The 14,745-nt window shown below is 43.0% G+C and carries 15 protein-coding genes and 1 other annotated feature; of the genes, 10 read left to right on the top strand and 5 right to left on the bottom strand.

Features of this window, described 5'->3' with window-relative positions; all coding sequences use genetic code 11:
* The 4 genes from C6348_RS08935 to ccpA all read left to right on the top strand — a co-directional run bounded on the left by C6348_RS08935 (position 1) and on the right by ccpA (position 3,574).
* Positions 1-471: a YtxH domain-containing protein gene (locus C6348_RS08935; protein ID WP_034665507.1), complete on the top strand. Its 471-nt coding sequence runs from the start codon at positions 1-3 to the stop codon at positions 469-471.
* 33 nt (positions 472-504) lie between these two features.
* Positions 505-828: a bacillithiol system redox-active protein YtxJ gene (gene ytxJ / locus C6348_RS08930; RefSeq protein ID WP_034665511.1), complete on the top strand. Its 324-nt coding sequence runs from the start codon at positions 505-507 to the stop codon at positions 826-828.
* A gap of 217 nt (positions 829-1,045) precedes the next feature.
* Positions 1,046-2,122 (top strand): bifunctional 3-deoxy-7-phosphoheptulonate synthase/chorismate mutase, encoded by a 1,077-nt coding sequence (locus C6348_RS08925; RefSeq protein ID WP_003217626.1) that lies wholly within the window; start codon positions 1,046-1,048, stop codon positions 2,120-2,122.
* Positions 2,123-2,572: 450 nt separating this feature from the next.
* Complete coding sequence (ccpA, locus tag C6348_RS08920; protein ID WP_034665514.1) at positions 2,573-3,574, top strand: catabolite control protein A; 1,002 nt, start codon at positions 2,573-2,575, stop codon at positions 3,572-3,574.
* Between the two features lie 42 nt (positions 3,575-3,616).
* Here ccpA and C6348_RS08915 read toward each other — a convergent pair whose 3' ends face one another.
* Genes C6348_RS08915 through C6348_RS08905 form a run of 3 tightly spaced genes read right to left on the bottom strand, consistent with a single transcriptional unit; the run spans position 3,617 to position 6,087 of the window.
* Positions 3,617-4,777, bottom strand: coding sequence for an acetoin utilization protein AcuC (locus tag C6348_RS08915; RefSeq protein ID WP_066030541.1), 1,161 nt, complete (start codon positions 4,775-4,777; stop codon positions 3,617-3,619).
* Entirely contained in the window at positions 4,774-5,415 is a 642-nt protein-coding gene (locus C6348_RS08910) for a CBS and ACT domain-containing protein (RefSeq protein WP_034665520.1), read from the bottom strand. The genes C6348_RS08915 and C6348_RS08910 overlap by 4 nt, the downstream gene beginning before the upstream one ends.
* A gap of 39 nt (positions 5,416-5,454) precedes the next feature.
* Complete coding sequence (locus C6348_RS08905; RefSeq protein ID WP_066030542.1) at positions 5,455-6,087, bottom strand: GNAT family N-acetyltransferase; 633 nt, start codon at positions 6,085-6,087, stop codon at positions 5,455-5,457.
* Between the two features lie 155 nt (positions 6,088-6,242).
* Here C6348_RS08905 and acsA point away from each other — a divergent pair, with 155 nt between their 5' ends.
* The 6 genes from acsA (at position 6,243) to C6348_RS19040 (ending at position 12,996) form a co-directional block, all read left to right on the top strand.
* Positions 6,243-7,967, top strand: coding sequence for an acetate--CoA ligase (gene acsA / locus C6348_RS08900; RefSeq protein ID WP_106042682.1), 1,725 nt, complete (start codon positions 6,243-6,245; stop codon positions 7,965-7,967).
* 59 nt (positions 7,968-8,026) lie between these two features.
* Positions 8,027-8,265 (top strand) — a binding site (T-box leader).
* A 53-nt stretch (positions 8,266-8,318) separates the two neighbouring features.
* Positions 8,319-9,587: a tyrosine--tRNA ligase gene (gene tyrS, locus C6348_RS08895; RefSeq protein WP_106042680.1), complete on the top strand. Its 1,269-nt coding sequence runs from the start codon at positions 8,319-8,321 to the stop codon at positions 9,585-9,587.
* A 311-nt stretch (positions 9,588-9,898) separates the two neighbouring features.
* Positions 9,899-10,486, top strand: coding sequence for a lipase EstA (gene estA, locus C6348_RS08890; protein WP_223251550.1), 588 nt, complete (start codon positions 9,899-9,901; stop codon positions 10,484-10,486).
* Positions 10,487-10,586: 100 nt separating this feature from the next.
* Entirely contained in the window at positions 10,587-10,796 is a 210-nt protein-coding gene (locus C6348_RS08885; RefSeq protein ID WP_034665533.1) for a hypothetical protein, read from the top strand.
* A gap of 68 nt (positions 10,797-10,864) precedes the next feature.
* On the top strand, positions 10,865-11,428 hold the full coding sequence (locus tag C6348_RS08880; RefSeq protein WP_106042676.1) for a cysteine hydrolase family protein: 564 nt from the start codon (positions 10,865-10,867) through the stop codon (positions 11,426-11,428).
* A gap of 1,220 nt (positions 11,429-12,648) precedes the next feature.
* Positions 12,649-12,996 (top strand): BclA C-terminal domain-containing protein, encoded by a 348-nt coding sequence (locus tag C6348_RS19040; protein ID WP_260336372.1) that lies wholly within the window; start codon positions 12,649-12,651, stop codon positions 12,994-12,996.
* Positions 12,997-13,231: 235 nt separating this feature from the next.
* Here C6348_RS19040 and rpsD read toward each other — a convergent pair whose 3' ends face one another.
* Positions 13,232-13,834 (bottom strand): 30S ribosomal protein S4, encoded by a 603-nt coding sequence (rpsD, locus tag C6348_RS08865; RefSeq protein WP_034661940.1) that lies wholly within the window; start codon positions 13,832-13,834, stop codon positions 13,232-13,234.
* Positions 13,835-14,134: 300 nt separating this feature from the next.
* Positions 14,135-14,632, bottom strand: coding sequence for a GAF domain-containing protein (locus C6348_RS08860; RefSeq protein ID WP_095285580.1), 498 nt, complete (start codon positions 14,630-14,632; stop codon positions 14,135-14,137).
* Positions 14,633-14,745 lie beyond the last annotated feature (113 nt).

The raw sequence follows: 14,745 nt of genomic DNA, 5'->3' as shown, positions 1-14,745 counted from the left end.
ATGAGCAAAGACGGAATCAACAGCAAAGACTTTTTGATCGGAACACTTATTGGTGGAATTGTTGGTGCAACAACAGCCTTATTTTTAGCACCGAAGTCAGGGAAAGAGCTTCGCGATGATTTGAACACCCAAGCGAATGTTTTAAAAGAAAAAACAGATCGCCTCACAACAGATGCAAAAGAAAGAGGCACTGAATATGTGACGATTGCGAAAGATAAAACGTCTGAATTGTCCCAACTGGTAGCAGAACAGTCAAACCAGATTTTAGACAAAGTGAAAGACATAAAAGAGCGTGCAGCTGGAAAAGCTAATCATGTGAAAAGTGAAGCAGAAGATGCAGCAGCTGATCTAGCAAATGAAGCTTCAGATGTAGCAGACGAAGCAAAAGTACGAGCACAAGAAGCGAAATCAGAAATTGAAGATGGCATCAAAGATGTCAAAGAAAAAGTAGAACAATCGACTAAAGGCTAACTCTCACTGCTCGGAGTGAAGAAGGAGAACATCATGTCAAAACAACTCATTGAAACAGAAGAACAGTTTGATCAACTAACGAATCAAGATGGGACGTTTGTCTTTTTTAAGCACAGTTTGACATGTCCGATCAGCCAAGCGGCTTTTCAAGAGTTTGAAGCATTTGCGTCTGCACATGAAGACGTGCCTACTTATTTCTTGCAAATCCAAAACACAAGAGAGCTTTCATCCTATGTGACTGAAAAGTCGGGGGTAAAGCATGAAAGTCCCCAGGCACTCGTCTTTAGCGGTGGAAAAGTGAAGTGGCATGCATCTCACTCAAGCATTACAAAAGAAGCGCTTGAACATAATCTGTAGAAGAAACGTCAGCAATTGCTGACGTTTTTTTATAAAAAAAGGTTTACTTCAACCAAAAGTATGCTATAATCTTACACATAATACTTTATCGCTTAAAAGCGTTTGGGTAATAAAGAAAATTTTCGTGACAATTCCGAAATCTTTGTTTATAATAAACCCTATCATGAGAGAATGAAAAAATAAAAAGCGAGAACAGGCAGAGGAAAGGATGACAAAAATGAGCAACAATGAACTAGAACAATTGAGACAGCAGGCAGATGAACTAAATCTTCAAATCTTAAAACTGATCAATGAAAGAGGAAGCATTGTAAAAGAAATTGGAAAGGCGAAAGAAGCGCAAGGTGTCAACCGTTATGATCCTGTCAGAGAGCGCACAATGCTGAACCAAATTCTTGAAGCAAATGATGGACCATTCGAAAACTCAACGATTCAGCATATTTTCAAAGAGATTTTCAAAGCAGGCCTAGAGCTTCAAGAAGATGACCACAGCAAAGCACTTCTTGTTTCTCGTAAGAAAAAATCGGAAAATACAATCGTGAACATCAATGGAGAAGCGATCGGTGATGGGAAACAGCGCTTCATCGTTGGACCATGTGCTGTTGAAAGCTACGAGCAAGTCGCAGAAGTTGCGGCAGCAGCGAAACAGCAAGGACTAAAACTACTTCGCGGAGGTGCATTTAAACCTCGCACAAGTCCATACGATTTCCAAGGACTTGGTGTAGACGGTCTAAAAATTCTAAAGCGTGTAGCGGATGAATACGGTCTTGCTGTCATTAGTGAAATCGTCAATCCTGCTCATATTGAAGAAGCGATTGAGCATATCGATGTCATCCAAATTGGTGCACGAAACATGCAAAACTTCGAGCTATTAAAAGCAGCCGGATCTGTGAAGAAACCAGTTCTTTTAAAGCGTGGTCTTGCAGCGACTATTTCAGAATTCATCAATGCAGCTGAATACATCATCGCCCAAGGAAATGACCAAATCATCCTTTGCGAGCGCGGTATCCGCACATACGAAACAGCGACAAGAAATACACTAGATATCTCTGCAGTGCCAATCTTGAAACAAGAAACACATTTACCAGTATTCGTTGATGTGACGCACTCAACTGGACGTAGAGATCTTCTCCTTCCAACAGCGAAAGCAGCTCTTGCGATTGGAGCAGACGGTGTCATGGCAGAAGTGCATCCAGATCCATCTGTTGCTCTATCTGACTCAGCGCAGCAAATGGACATTCCTCAATTCGAAAAATGGTTAGATGCGTTAAGACCACTTGTCAACATTCACGCGTAATCATAGATAGAAAAGCCGCCGGATAACTGCCCGGCGGTTTTTCTATGGATAAAATATGATGAGATTGGGAATGAAAGGAAAAGAGCACATTACAAGCCTCAAAAGTGCTTGTTCACAATGTTTTCATTTTTAAAATTCGATAGAATCTGCTAAGATCATTGTCATAGCTGACGTTCTCGGCGATTTTTCATGAAATATGATTCAATTTACAGGTAACAAGCTCATTAAAGTTTGTTTAATTTAGTTATAAAAAGAAAGGGAACGTTTTCATATGGTGAAAAAACGTGTATAATTTCATAAAAGAATGTCATTTTGATGTAGATTGAAAAATTATGTGTCTCTTTTCATCGTTTTAATGACAAATAGGATATTATTTTCCTCGTATCTGACATGTCTCTATCCAATTGGTGAATGCTATAGATATGAAGTGTATTTGAAGGAGTGATTTATGTGAATAATGTTACAATATATGATGTAGCAAGAGAAGCAAATGTAAGTATGGCAACGGTATCACGCGTAGTGAATGGTAATCCGAATGTAAAACCAACAACAAGAAAAAAGGTACTTGAAGCGATTGATCGTCTTGGCTACCGTCCGAATGCTGTGGCACGAGGCCTTGCAAGTAAAAAAACTACAACAGTTGGGGTGATCATCCCTGATATTTCTAGTATCTTCTATTCGGAGCTTGCTCGCGGAATTGAAGATATCGCCACGATGTATAAGTACAACATCATTTTAAGCAACTCAGATCAAAATACCGATAAAGAGCTTCATCTATTAAATACAATGCTAGGTAAACAAGTAGATGGGATTGTCTTTATGGGCGGAAACATCACAGATGTGCTTGTTGAAGAATTTAAGCGCTCTCCTGTGCCAATTGTTCTTGCAGCATCTGTTGAAGAGCAGGCTCAAACACCATCTGTCAATATCAACTACGAGCAAGCGATTTATGATTCAGTCCAGCTTTTAGTTGAGAAAGGACATAAGCGAATTGCCTTCGTATCTGGCCCAATGTCAGAACCGATTAACTCTATGAGAAAGCTTGCAGGTTATAAGCGTGCGCTTGAAGAAGCGGGCATCGCATTTGACGATGCGCTCGTCGCTGAAGGCGATTACTCCTATGATTCTGGAATTGAATCACTTGCTCATTTACTTGAGCAGTCTGACAAGCCGACAGCTGTTATTGCGGCTACCGATGAAATGGCGCTAGGTGTCATTCACGGAGCACAAGATAGAGGCGTATCGATTCCTGAGGATTTAGAAGTGATTGGCTTTGATAACACGAGACTTTCTCTCATGGTGCGTCCTCAGCTGACAACAGTTGTTCAGCCGACCTATGATATTGGCGCTGTCGCAATGAGACTGCTGACAAAGCTGATGAACAAAGAACAAGTGGACGATCAAATTGTTGAGCTTCCGCACAGAATTGAAGAAAGACAATCAACAAAATAAAACGAAAAAGCAGGCTTACACATTAGTGAATGCCTGCTTTTCTTATGCATTTTTCTTTTCTCTTCTTACAGGCATAAGTGCTTTTTCTACAGTTTGAGCATTCTTTTCTGTGATTTCTGCTTTTCTTGGGATCGGTGGATATAAATCGTCAGGGTCTCCCCATGTCGATGGCAGGCTGACAGGCGATTGTTTATGCCAAGCCTGAACCCAGTCCTGAGGCAGTTCAGCCGGCGGTGTGATGCCTTTCATCTCAAGCCAAATCCGGCTCCATGCCCTTGGAACGACACGCCAAATATCATATCCCCCTCCGCCAACAGCAATCCATTTGCCATCACAATATTGATGCGCTAACTCATGGGCAAGTCTAGGAATTTCCTCATATATTTTCATGGTGGCAGATAAATGGGTTAACGGATCATAGTAGTGTGCATCCGCGCCGTTTTGCGTCAAAATCACATCTGGTTTAAAAAAAGCAGCAATTTCAGTCACTGCTGTTCGGTATGCTTCGAGGAACGATTCGTCTTCTGTAAATGCATCAAGCGGAATATTATAAGCGTAGCCATAGCCTTTATCGTGACCTCTTTCCTGTACTTGTCCAGTTCCAGGGAACAAGTAGCGCCCCGTTTCATGAATAGAGACCGTACAGACCTCTGGGTCGTCATAGAAGCTGAATTGTACACCATCTCCATGATGGGCATCTGTATCAATATATAAAATTCTTGCACCATATGTCTTTTGAATATATTGAATGGCCACGGAGCTGTCATTATATATACAAAAGCCAGATGCACGTCCTTTAAACCCGTGGTGAAGTCCGCCGCCAAGATTGAGTGCATGCTGCGAGTGTCCCATCATTACTTGGTCAACGGCTGTTAATGTCCCGCCAACAAGGAGAGAAGCTGCCTCATGCATACCTGCAAACATCGGTGTATCCTCCGTGCCAAGGCCGTAGCGTTCACCCTCTGCTGTAGAGAGCTTTCCTTCACTAGCCCGCTGCACAGCTTGAATATAATCGGCTGTATGGACGAGCTTTAATTCCTCCAGTGTCGCCATACGCGGTGCGACGATCTCATCATCTGTTAACGCCTTCATTTTTTGAAGAAGATCATATGTTAAGTAGACACGAAGCTGATTGAAGGGATGGTCTTGGTGAAATTGGTACGTTTGAAAAGAGGGTGAAAAAACAAAGGTCGCTTCCTTCATTTGATCGTCTGCTCCATTGGCCACAGCACCTTATAGCCTTTTGCACGAATCAGCTTCGTCACATGATCTGCATGAATGGTTTGAAGGCGGAATACGAGCACTTTAGAGGCTTCATTTGCATGCGGATACACGAGCACACTCAGCATTTGAATATGCTGCTCCTTTAAAATGGCCGTAATGTCTGCGAGGCCTTCTGTCATCTGGTCCACTTCAACCTCTAAGTGTGACCCAGGCTGATCTGCACCTGTCAGTCTGACAAACGTACGAAGCAAATCAGTCTTTGTGATAATGCCTACGAGCTTGCCTCGTCTCACCACTGGAAGGCAGCCAATTCCGTGTTCAAAAAAGACACTTGAAATCTCTTCAACGAAATCAAGCGGATGAGCAGTGATCGTCTCTAATACCATGATCTCTTCAACAGGACGCTGAATAAAGAGCTGTCTTTTTTCTGTTTCAAATATACTTGGACTGGCATTTTTAATATCCCGATCTGTCACCATCCCAATGACAGAACCTTGATCAGATACGATCGGAATATGCCGAATGTGATGTGCACTCATTTTTTGAATGGCTTCTTCAATCGTATCGGTTTTTCGCAGCGTGATCACATCACGCTCCATAATTTGTTCAATCATCATTGTTTACCAATCCCCTTTGCCAAAAAAACGAATTGAACGTTAATACATAAAGCGTTGATGGAAGCGAAGACGATCGAAACGCTCAATCGAATCAGGACTCACATTTTTCCCGATTCTGGCCATTAAACAATTGGCTGGATGTGAGCTAATCTCTGGCTCGTCTGTTGCAAACCAGACAAGACCGCCTGCGTTCATCATTTTCTCCATCATTTTGCGGTACTCCCACACGTTTTTCTTTGTCCCCTTTAAATCCCAATGCCAGTAATATTCAGTTGTAATGATGATATAATTCTCCATTTGCTCATCCATCATGCTCACATCAAGTAAATGCTTGCCAAGTGAGCAGCCTCTAAATGGAGGAGCGACCTCAATCGCGCCAAGCTCGATTAAATTGTCCATGTTACCCTCTGACCAGCGCTCAAGCGGATCAGGATACAAATACGTGACATAGCCTACGACAAGCTCATCCATTCTTGCAATGATAATACGTCCTTCTGGAAGGTCTGCTATTTCAACAAGTGCTTGTTTCTGTTCCTCAGGCGTGCGAAATGCCGTCAGTCCTTCATGAAAGGTATAGTTCGCAAGCTCTGGTGCAGGTACCGGACCTTCAATAAGGATGGAACCTGTTTCTTGCTCAATGGTTTTTGAATAATAAGTTTTAGGATGCTCCACGTATCCACCGCCTCAAATTCTAGTGAGTCGTCTCTATTTTATCTTAAAACTTGCAAGAATTAAAACGGTTTCACCATAAGTTTTTTAAAAATTGAGAAAAAAAGTCATCTATACTATAATGGTCATTGTAAACGTATGCAAAGGGGGACTGTTTGATGAAATTGGAAACGCTGCCATCAGTAAAAGGGGACTATCATTTAAATGATTATGAGCAGGCATACAAAGAATTTTCATGGGAGGAAGCAAGAAAAAACTTCTCGTGGTATGAAACAGGAAACATAAATGCAGCCTATGAAGCGATTGACAGACATGCGGACTCGTTTCGTAAGAACAAGGTGGCGCTTCACTACAAAGATTCACAGCGTGATGAAAAGTATACGTTCAGGGATATGAAAATCAACACAAATAAAGCGGGAAATCTATTCAGAGAAAAGGCGCATGTGCAAAAAGAGGATCGCGTATTTATCTTTATGCCAAGATCACCTGAGCTCTATTTTCTTCTGCTTGGCGCAGTCAAAATTGGTGCGATCGTTGGTCCGTTATTTGAGGCATTTATGGAAGGAGCGGTCAAAGACCGTTTAGAAAATAGTGAGGCGAAGGTCATTGTGACAACGCCGGATCTGCTTGAACGAATTCCGTTTGCAGAGCTTCCGAAGCTTGAATCCGTCATCATTGTCGGCGGTGAAAAGGAAGACGTCGATGGCGTTCGGACAATCCATTACGAAGAGGCGTTTGAGCAGGCAGCAAAGAACCTTGAGATTGAATGGATGGATGAAAAAGACGGCTTTCTGCTTCATTACACGTCAGGGTCCACAGGTACGCCAAAAGGTGTGCTGCATGTCCATGGCGCAATGGTGCAGCAAGACCAGACCGGTAAGTGGGTGCTTGATCTGAAAGAAGACGATGTCTACTGGTGTACAGCTGACCCAGGCTGGGTAACAGGCACAGTGTACGGCATTTTTTCACCATGGTTAAATGGGGCGACGAATGTCATTTTAGGCGGCAGGTTTAACCCTGATACGTGGTATGAAACCATTGAATCACTAGGTGTGACCGTTTGGTACAGTGCTCCGACTGCCTTTAGAATGCTGATGGGAGCAGGAGATGACCTCATTCAAAAATATGATCTCAGCTCGCTCCGTCATGTGTTAAGTGTAGGTGAGCCTCTAAATCCAGAAGTCATCCGATGGGGAGACGCTGTATTTGGCAAACGAATTCATGACACTTGGTGGATGACTGAAACCGGTGCACAGCTGATTTGTAATTATCCATGCATGGACATCAAACCAGGTTCAATGGGGAAACCGATTCCAGGCGTAGAAGCTGCGATTGTCGATAATGCCGGAAATGAACTTCCGCCATACCGGATGGGCAACCTCGCCATCAAAAAAGGCTGGCCGTCTATGATGCATACGATCTGGAACAATCCTGAAAAATATGAATCTTACTTTATGCCGGGGGATTGGTATGTTTCAGGAGATTCAGCTTATATGGACGAAGACGGATACTTTTGGTTCCAGGGACGTGTCGATGATGTGATCATGACATCAGGAGAGCGGGTTGGTCCTTTTGAGGTGGAAAGTAAGCTGGTCGAACATCCGGCCATTGCAGAGGCTGGTGTCATTGGAAAACCAGATCCAGTCCGCGGTGAAATTATTAAAGCATTCATTGCGCTCAGAAGTGGATATGAGCCGACAGATGAGCTGAAAGAAGAGATTCGTACGTTTGTGAAAAAAGGACTCGCTGCACATGCGGCACCGAGAGAAATAGAGTTTAAAGACAAACTACCTAAAACGCGAAGCGGAAAAATTATGAGACGTGTGCTAAAGGCGTGGGAGCTGAATTTACCGGCTGGCGACCTATCGACAATGGAAGATTAATTTTTTTCATCAGTTGACTTGATACCAAAAGTATGTTTAAAATGACATTAGTTGAATATGTAAAGGTTTTGACTGAGATTCAGTAGAATTATCTTTCCCTGTCCAAGAGAGCTGACGGCTGGTGCGAGTCAGTACAAAGAGGTATTCGAATTACCCTCACGAACCGCTTTTACGAAAAGGAGCATGCATGCTGCCCTGATTAGTGAAAGAACGGATCTGTCCGTTATCAGTGTAAGTGAAAAGACGTGATTTGTTGTCTTTTAAGCAGGGTGGTACCGCGATATATATCGTCCCTTCGTTCATTCGAAGGGGCGTTTTTTATGTTGAATTGTAAAAAAAGGAGAATTGGATATGAGTCAATTGATGGAAGAGTTATCGTTCAGAGGATTAATTCAGCAGCAAACAGATGAAGAAGGTTTAACAAAATTATTAGCAGAAGAAAAAATCAAGCTTTACTCCGGCTTTGATCCGACAGCTGACAGCTTGCACATTGGTCATCTATTACCGATTTTAACATTACGCAGATTCCAGGAAGCGGGCCATCACCCGATTGCTCTTGTTGGCGGCGCGACTGGACTGATCGGCGATCCTAGCTTCAAAAAAGCAGAACGTTCACTAAACCCAGCAGAAATCGTAGAGCAGTGGTCAGATAAAATCAAAGGACAGCTTTCGCAATTTCTTGATTTTGAAGCAGACGAGAACCCAGCCGTAATCGTGAATAACTACGACTGGATCAGCCAGATGAATGTCATCACGTTCCTTCGTGATATTGGAAAGAACTTCGGTGTGAACTTCATGCTGGCAAAAGATATCGTCAGCTCGCGTATCGAGACAGGAATTTCGTACACAGAGTTCAGCTACGTCATCCTGCAATCTTTAGACTTCTTAAACCTTTACAAAAATGAAAACTGTAAGCTGCAAATTGGCGGAAGTGACCAGTGGGGTAATATCACATCTGGACTTGAGCTGATCCGTAAGTCTGAAGCAGAAGGAGCAAAAGCATTCGGTCTAACGATGCCGCTTGTCACTAAAGCAGATGGCACGAAGTTTGGTAAAACAGAAGGCGGCGCCATCTGGTTAGATAAAGAAAAGACGTCTCCTTATGAGTTCTACCAATTCTGGATCAACACAGATGACCGTGACGTCGTGAAATACTTAAAATACTTTACGTTCTTATCGAAAGAAGAGATCGCATCGTACGAAGAAAAAGTACAAACAGCACCTGAAAAGCGTGAAGCACAGCGCCGTCTAGCAGAGGAAGTCACAACACTTGTACATGGCCGTGAATCACTAGAACAGGCTGTCAACATTTCAAATGCGCTATTCAAAGGCGAGATCAAATCTCTTTCAGCCGAAGAAGTCAAAGTAGGCTTTAAAGATGTTCCATCAATGGAGAAAAGCAGCACAGAAGAATTAACACTTGTCGATGTCCTTGTTGAATCAAAGCTGTCTCCATCAAAACGTCAAGCACGTGAAGACATCACAAATGGTGCAGTTTCCATCAACGGAGAGAGACAAACCGATAAAGACTACGTCCTTTCAGCTGAAGACCGAATTGAAAACCAATTTACCGTCTTAAGAAGAGGGAAAAAGAAATACTTCCTTGTGAATTACAAATAAGAACGATGTGCAGCCGGCTGCGATAACCGGCTGCTTTTTTTATGCAAAATGAGAGATGAGTGCTCTTTGAAGAGTCTAATAGACTGTTCAAAGAGACTTTGTCTAGTCTTTTGGCATTGGCGTTGAGAAAGTCAAAGGTGCTTTTTCATTATTTATTTTCTATAAATTGATTGAACAAACAGTGCCTTGTTCACTTTTCTGACATATTTTTCTTATATAAAATAGAGTTCGTATAAGATGAATAAGGGGGAATGAAAGTGATTCGTTTTAAGAAAAAGAGTTTGCAAATTCTTGTTGCGCTTGCATTAGTGATGGGTTCAATGGCCTTCATCCAGCCAAAAGAGATCAAAGCGGCTGAGCATAATCCGGTTGTGATGGTACATGGCATGGGCGGTGCGTCTTATAACTTTGCTTCGATTAAAAGTTACTTGGTATCACAAGGATGGGATCGAAACCAATTATTTGCTATCGATTTCATAGACAAAACAGGTAATAACCGCAACAATGGTCCGCGTCTATCCAGATTCGTCAAAGATGTGCTAGCCAAAACAGGTGCCAAAAAAGTTGATATTGTGGCTCATAGTATGGGCGGAGCGAACACGTTATACTATATTAAGAATCTAGACGGCGGCGATAAAATAGAAAACGTCGTTACACTTGGTGGAGCGAACGGACTCGTTTCACTCAGAGCATTACCAGGCACCGATCCAAATCAAAAAATCCTTTACACATCTGTCTATAGCTCAGCCGATATGATTGTTGTCAACAGCCTTTCGCGTTTAATTGGTGCAAGAAACGTCCTGATCCACGGCGTTGGCCATATCGGTCTATTAACCTCAAGCCAAGTGAAAGGTTATGTGAAAGAAGGACTGAATGGCGGGGGACAGAATACGAATTAAAAAATGAAAAAAGACAGCGACTTGTGCTGTCTTTTTTTGATGTCATCGGACATATGACAGCTGCTAGATGATGAAAGAAGGTTATAATGGAGGTAAAATGATGACACAAAAACTCAAGCAATATTTTTTAGGATATTTCCTCTATTATCCGTGCTCATTTCTCCTCATTTATTTCATCTGGATGAAGTTTGTTAAATCAGTTCAAATAGGCGAGGTGATGTCCAACTGTACATCAATCATTGGTATCTATTACATCGTTGCCAGTGTGTGGTTTGTTTTTTTGATGCAAAAACAGGCAAAACATCATTAAAAGCATGTACAAATGGATCACCATTCCTTACACTACATGTAGTAAATGAGAAACGGAGGTGGGCGTTTGTGCAAAAGAATCAAAAGGCTTTGATCATTGTGGATGTACAGAAGGCGTTCGAGCATGAAAAATGGGGAGAACGAAATAATCTAGATGCAGAGAAAAATATCAGTCGTTTATTGACGTTTTGGAGAGAGAAAGGCTGGACAGTGATTCATATTCAGCATACATCTGACAAGCCGGACTCCTTATTTCATCCGGCAAATGAAGGGCATCTCTTCAAAGATATCGCCAAACCGCTAGATGATGAAATGGTGATACAAAAGAAAGTCAACAGCAGCTTTATTGGCACAAATTTGGAGGAACAACTAAGATCAAACGAGATCGACACTGTTGTAATCGCAGGATTAACAACACCGCACTGCGTATCTACAACAACAAGAATGAGCGGCAATCTAGGCTTCGATACATATCTCATTTCTGATGCATCTGCTGCCTTTGGACTAACAGATCAAAACGGTACATATTATGATCCCGAAATGATTCATCGGCTATCACTTGCTACATTGCATGATGAATTTGCTGCTGTCATGACAACAGATCAATTGATTAGTAATTGGATGGTAAAATAATAGATATCGCTATACGCTTAATAATACTTGAGTGAACCATGGAACAAAAAAATCCTCTGGAATTCTAGGGGATTTTTTTCATGATAGATTATATAGTTTTGGATAGCTTCTTGAGACAGGCTAGTCATCATGAAAAAGTTTAGCGCAAAATACAATCAAATTTTCACAACCAAAAGACTTTTGGAATACTATAGAAATTTATATTTATTCTACGCTTATCTTTATTCTTTGTACGTTTTACTTATCTGCACCTATTTACAGATGTAACATATGAATAATGATAAAGGAGATGAACAACTGATGGGTTGTGATAAGTATAAAAAATGCCCTTATTGTAAACAGAAACTATCAAAATCAAACTGTTGCATCATTTGTGAAACAAAAGTAATTGTAGGGCGACGAGGATTACGGGGATTACGAGGGATTCGAGGAGCTACAGGAGCTACAGGAGTTACAGGAGCCACTGGACCTACAGGGGCCGCAGAAGCCACCGGAGCTACAGGAGCCACCGGAGCCACTGGTCCAACAGGAGCCACAGGAGATACCGGAGCAATCGGTCCAACAGGTGCTACAGGAGATATCGGAGCCACTGGTCCAACAGGAGCCACGGGAGCGACGGGAGCAATCGGTCCAACAGGGGCTACAGGAGATATCGGAGCGACGGGAGCGATCGGTCCAACGGGTGCCACGGGAGATATCGGAGCGACGGGTCCGACAGGAGCCACGGGAGATATCGGAGCCACTGGAGCAACGGGTGCCACCGGAGATATCGGAGCCACTGGTCCAACAGGGGCTACAGGAGATATCGGAGCGACGGGAGCGATCGGTCCAACAGGGCCACGGAGATACGGAGCAGGTCCACAGGGGCTACAGGAGCCACGGGAGATATCGGAGCCACTGGAGCAACGGGTGCCACGGGAGATATCGGAGCCACTGGTCCGACAGGGGCTACAGGAGATACGGGAGCAATCGGTCCGACAGGAGCCACGGGAGAAATTGGAGCCACCGGAGCCACTGGTCCAACGGGAGCCACGGGAGATATCGGAGCCACTGGAGCAACGGGTGCCACGGGAGATATCGGAGCCACTGGTCCGACAGGGGCTACAGGAGATACCGGAGCGACCGGTCCAACAGGAGCCACGGGAGTCACAGGTGCAGGGCTAGCTGAATTTGCATATGTATACAATCTAAGTGCTCAAACAGTAGCTTTAGAAGCCCCGGTGATTTTTGACTCAACTGGAATTACTACTCCTGGTATTACACATGCCCCTGGAACTTCTCAAATTATAGTGACCAATCCAGGAAACTATGAGGTTACTTTTTCAGTTTCTGGCGTAGAGCCAAATCAATTCACCCTATTTGTAAATGGAGCTCCTGTGACGAACACAGTTTATGGGTCAGGAGCTGGTACTCAACAGAATAACGGCCAGGCCATCCTCGCTCTAGCAGCGGGTGACACGCTTACTCTTGTAAACCATACTTCTGCAGCAGCAGTTACTCTTCAAACTCTAGCAGGAGGGACCCAAACAAATGTGAACGCTTCTATTATTATTAAAAAATTAGACTAACTTAAATGTTTAGAGGTGCTTTTAGAAGCACTCAAAAGGACCTTTTCATTTGAATATCTTTTTTCAGCCGTTTCTTGGAAGTCTTGCCCGGTGCTCGTCTTGTGCATAGTCTGTTTCCCATTATATGTTTTAAATTCATTTGTTCATACGAGAATACAAACAAAAAACCCTAGACCACCTTGAACAATCAAGGTCTCTAGGGTTTGTTTGATTTCTCTTTAAGAGAGTAATGAAATTAACGAGAGTAGAACTCAACGATTAGTTGTTCGCTGATTTCAGGCGCTAATTCAGAACGCTCTGGAAGACGAGTGAAAGTTCCTTCAAGCTTTTCAGCATCGAAAGAAAGATATTCAGGAACGAAGTTGTTTACTTCAACTGATTCTTTCACAACTGCAAGGTTTTGAGATTTCTCACGAAGAGCAATCGTTTGACCTGGTTTCACAGAGAAAGATGGGATGTCTACACGGCTTCCATCAACAAGGATGTGACCATGGTTGACTAGCTGACGAGCTTGGCGGCGAGTACGAGCAAGGCCAAGACGGTATACTAGGTTGTCAAGGCGAGTTTCAAGAAGAATCATGAAGTTTTCACCTTGTTTACCAGGAAGTTTAGCAGCTTTGTCAAATAGTGTACGGAATTGACGTTCGTTGACACCGTACATGTGACGAAGCTTTTGCTTCTCTTGTAATTGTAAACCGTATTCAGATAGTTTTTTGCGTTGTCCTGGACCATGTGGGCCTGGAGCGTAAGGGCGTTTTTCAAGTTCCTTACCTGTTCCGCTTAATGAAATGCCTAAACGGCGGGAAATCTTCCAACTTGGACCTGTATAGCGAGCCATAATGTGACTCCTCCTTATTTGTTTTTATTTGTGAAAAATAAAAACCGTCTGTTCTTTGTCTTTTCCGTCATTATGTTTTCATGCATCCTCGCTCCAGCAGCAGGGAGTTACAAGATGCACCTTCAAATAGAAGGAACAAAATGATACAAAAAAGCCGAACAAAAAGGCTGCCATATTTCACACAAATTCTATTATATGACGCTGGATAGGAGAAGTCAACCTATTTAGAGGCAGACGTGACGCTTCACGTCATGCGAAGAAAAATAAAAAAGCAGACAATGTGCCTGCTTTTTTGCAAGATTACGCATCTGTAGAGATGGATAACGCCTTTTGGAGCACCTCGGTAAATTGAATTAAGTAGGTTTCATCTATTTCACTGAAACGGTCTTTCACGGGGCTGTCAATGTCGAGTACCCCAATGATCTGTCCATTTACCTTGAGCGGAACGACAATTTCAGATTGCGATGCTGCATCACATGCGATATGTCCAGGGAATGCATGCACATCAGCGATACGCTGGACTTCACCTGTTGCAAACGCAGTACCGCAAACGCCTTTTCCAGACGGGATTCGCACACATGCAGGCAGTCCGTTAAACGGTCCGAGCACAAGCTCGCCCCCTTTAGCCAAATAAAATCCAGCCCAATTGACCTCTGGGAGTGAATGGTACAATAGCGCCGCAGCATTTGCCAAATTGGCAATCAGATCAGGCTCACCATCTGTAATGGCTTCTACCTGTTTAACAAGCAATTGATAGTCTTTTGATGGATCGCCAGACTGTTTTTCGACATGAAACATGAAAATCTCCTACTTTCTATCTCAAAAATACATAACTTGCGTCTCGCATGTGGGATTTGTCGAGCAATTGTAAAAGGAACTTCCGCCTTCATCTTGAAGTATGTACACATGAA

Source organism: Bacillus sp. YBWC18 (assembly GCF_002998775.1).
Classification (GTDB): Bacteria; Bacillota; Bacilli; order Bacillales; family Bacillaceae; genus Bacillus.
The sequence above is the reverse complement of the archived record's forward strand: the minus strand, read 5'-3'. Positions and strand labels throughout refer to the sequence as shown.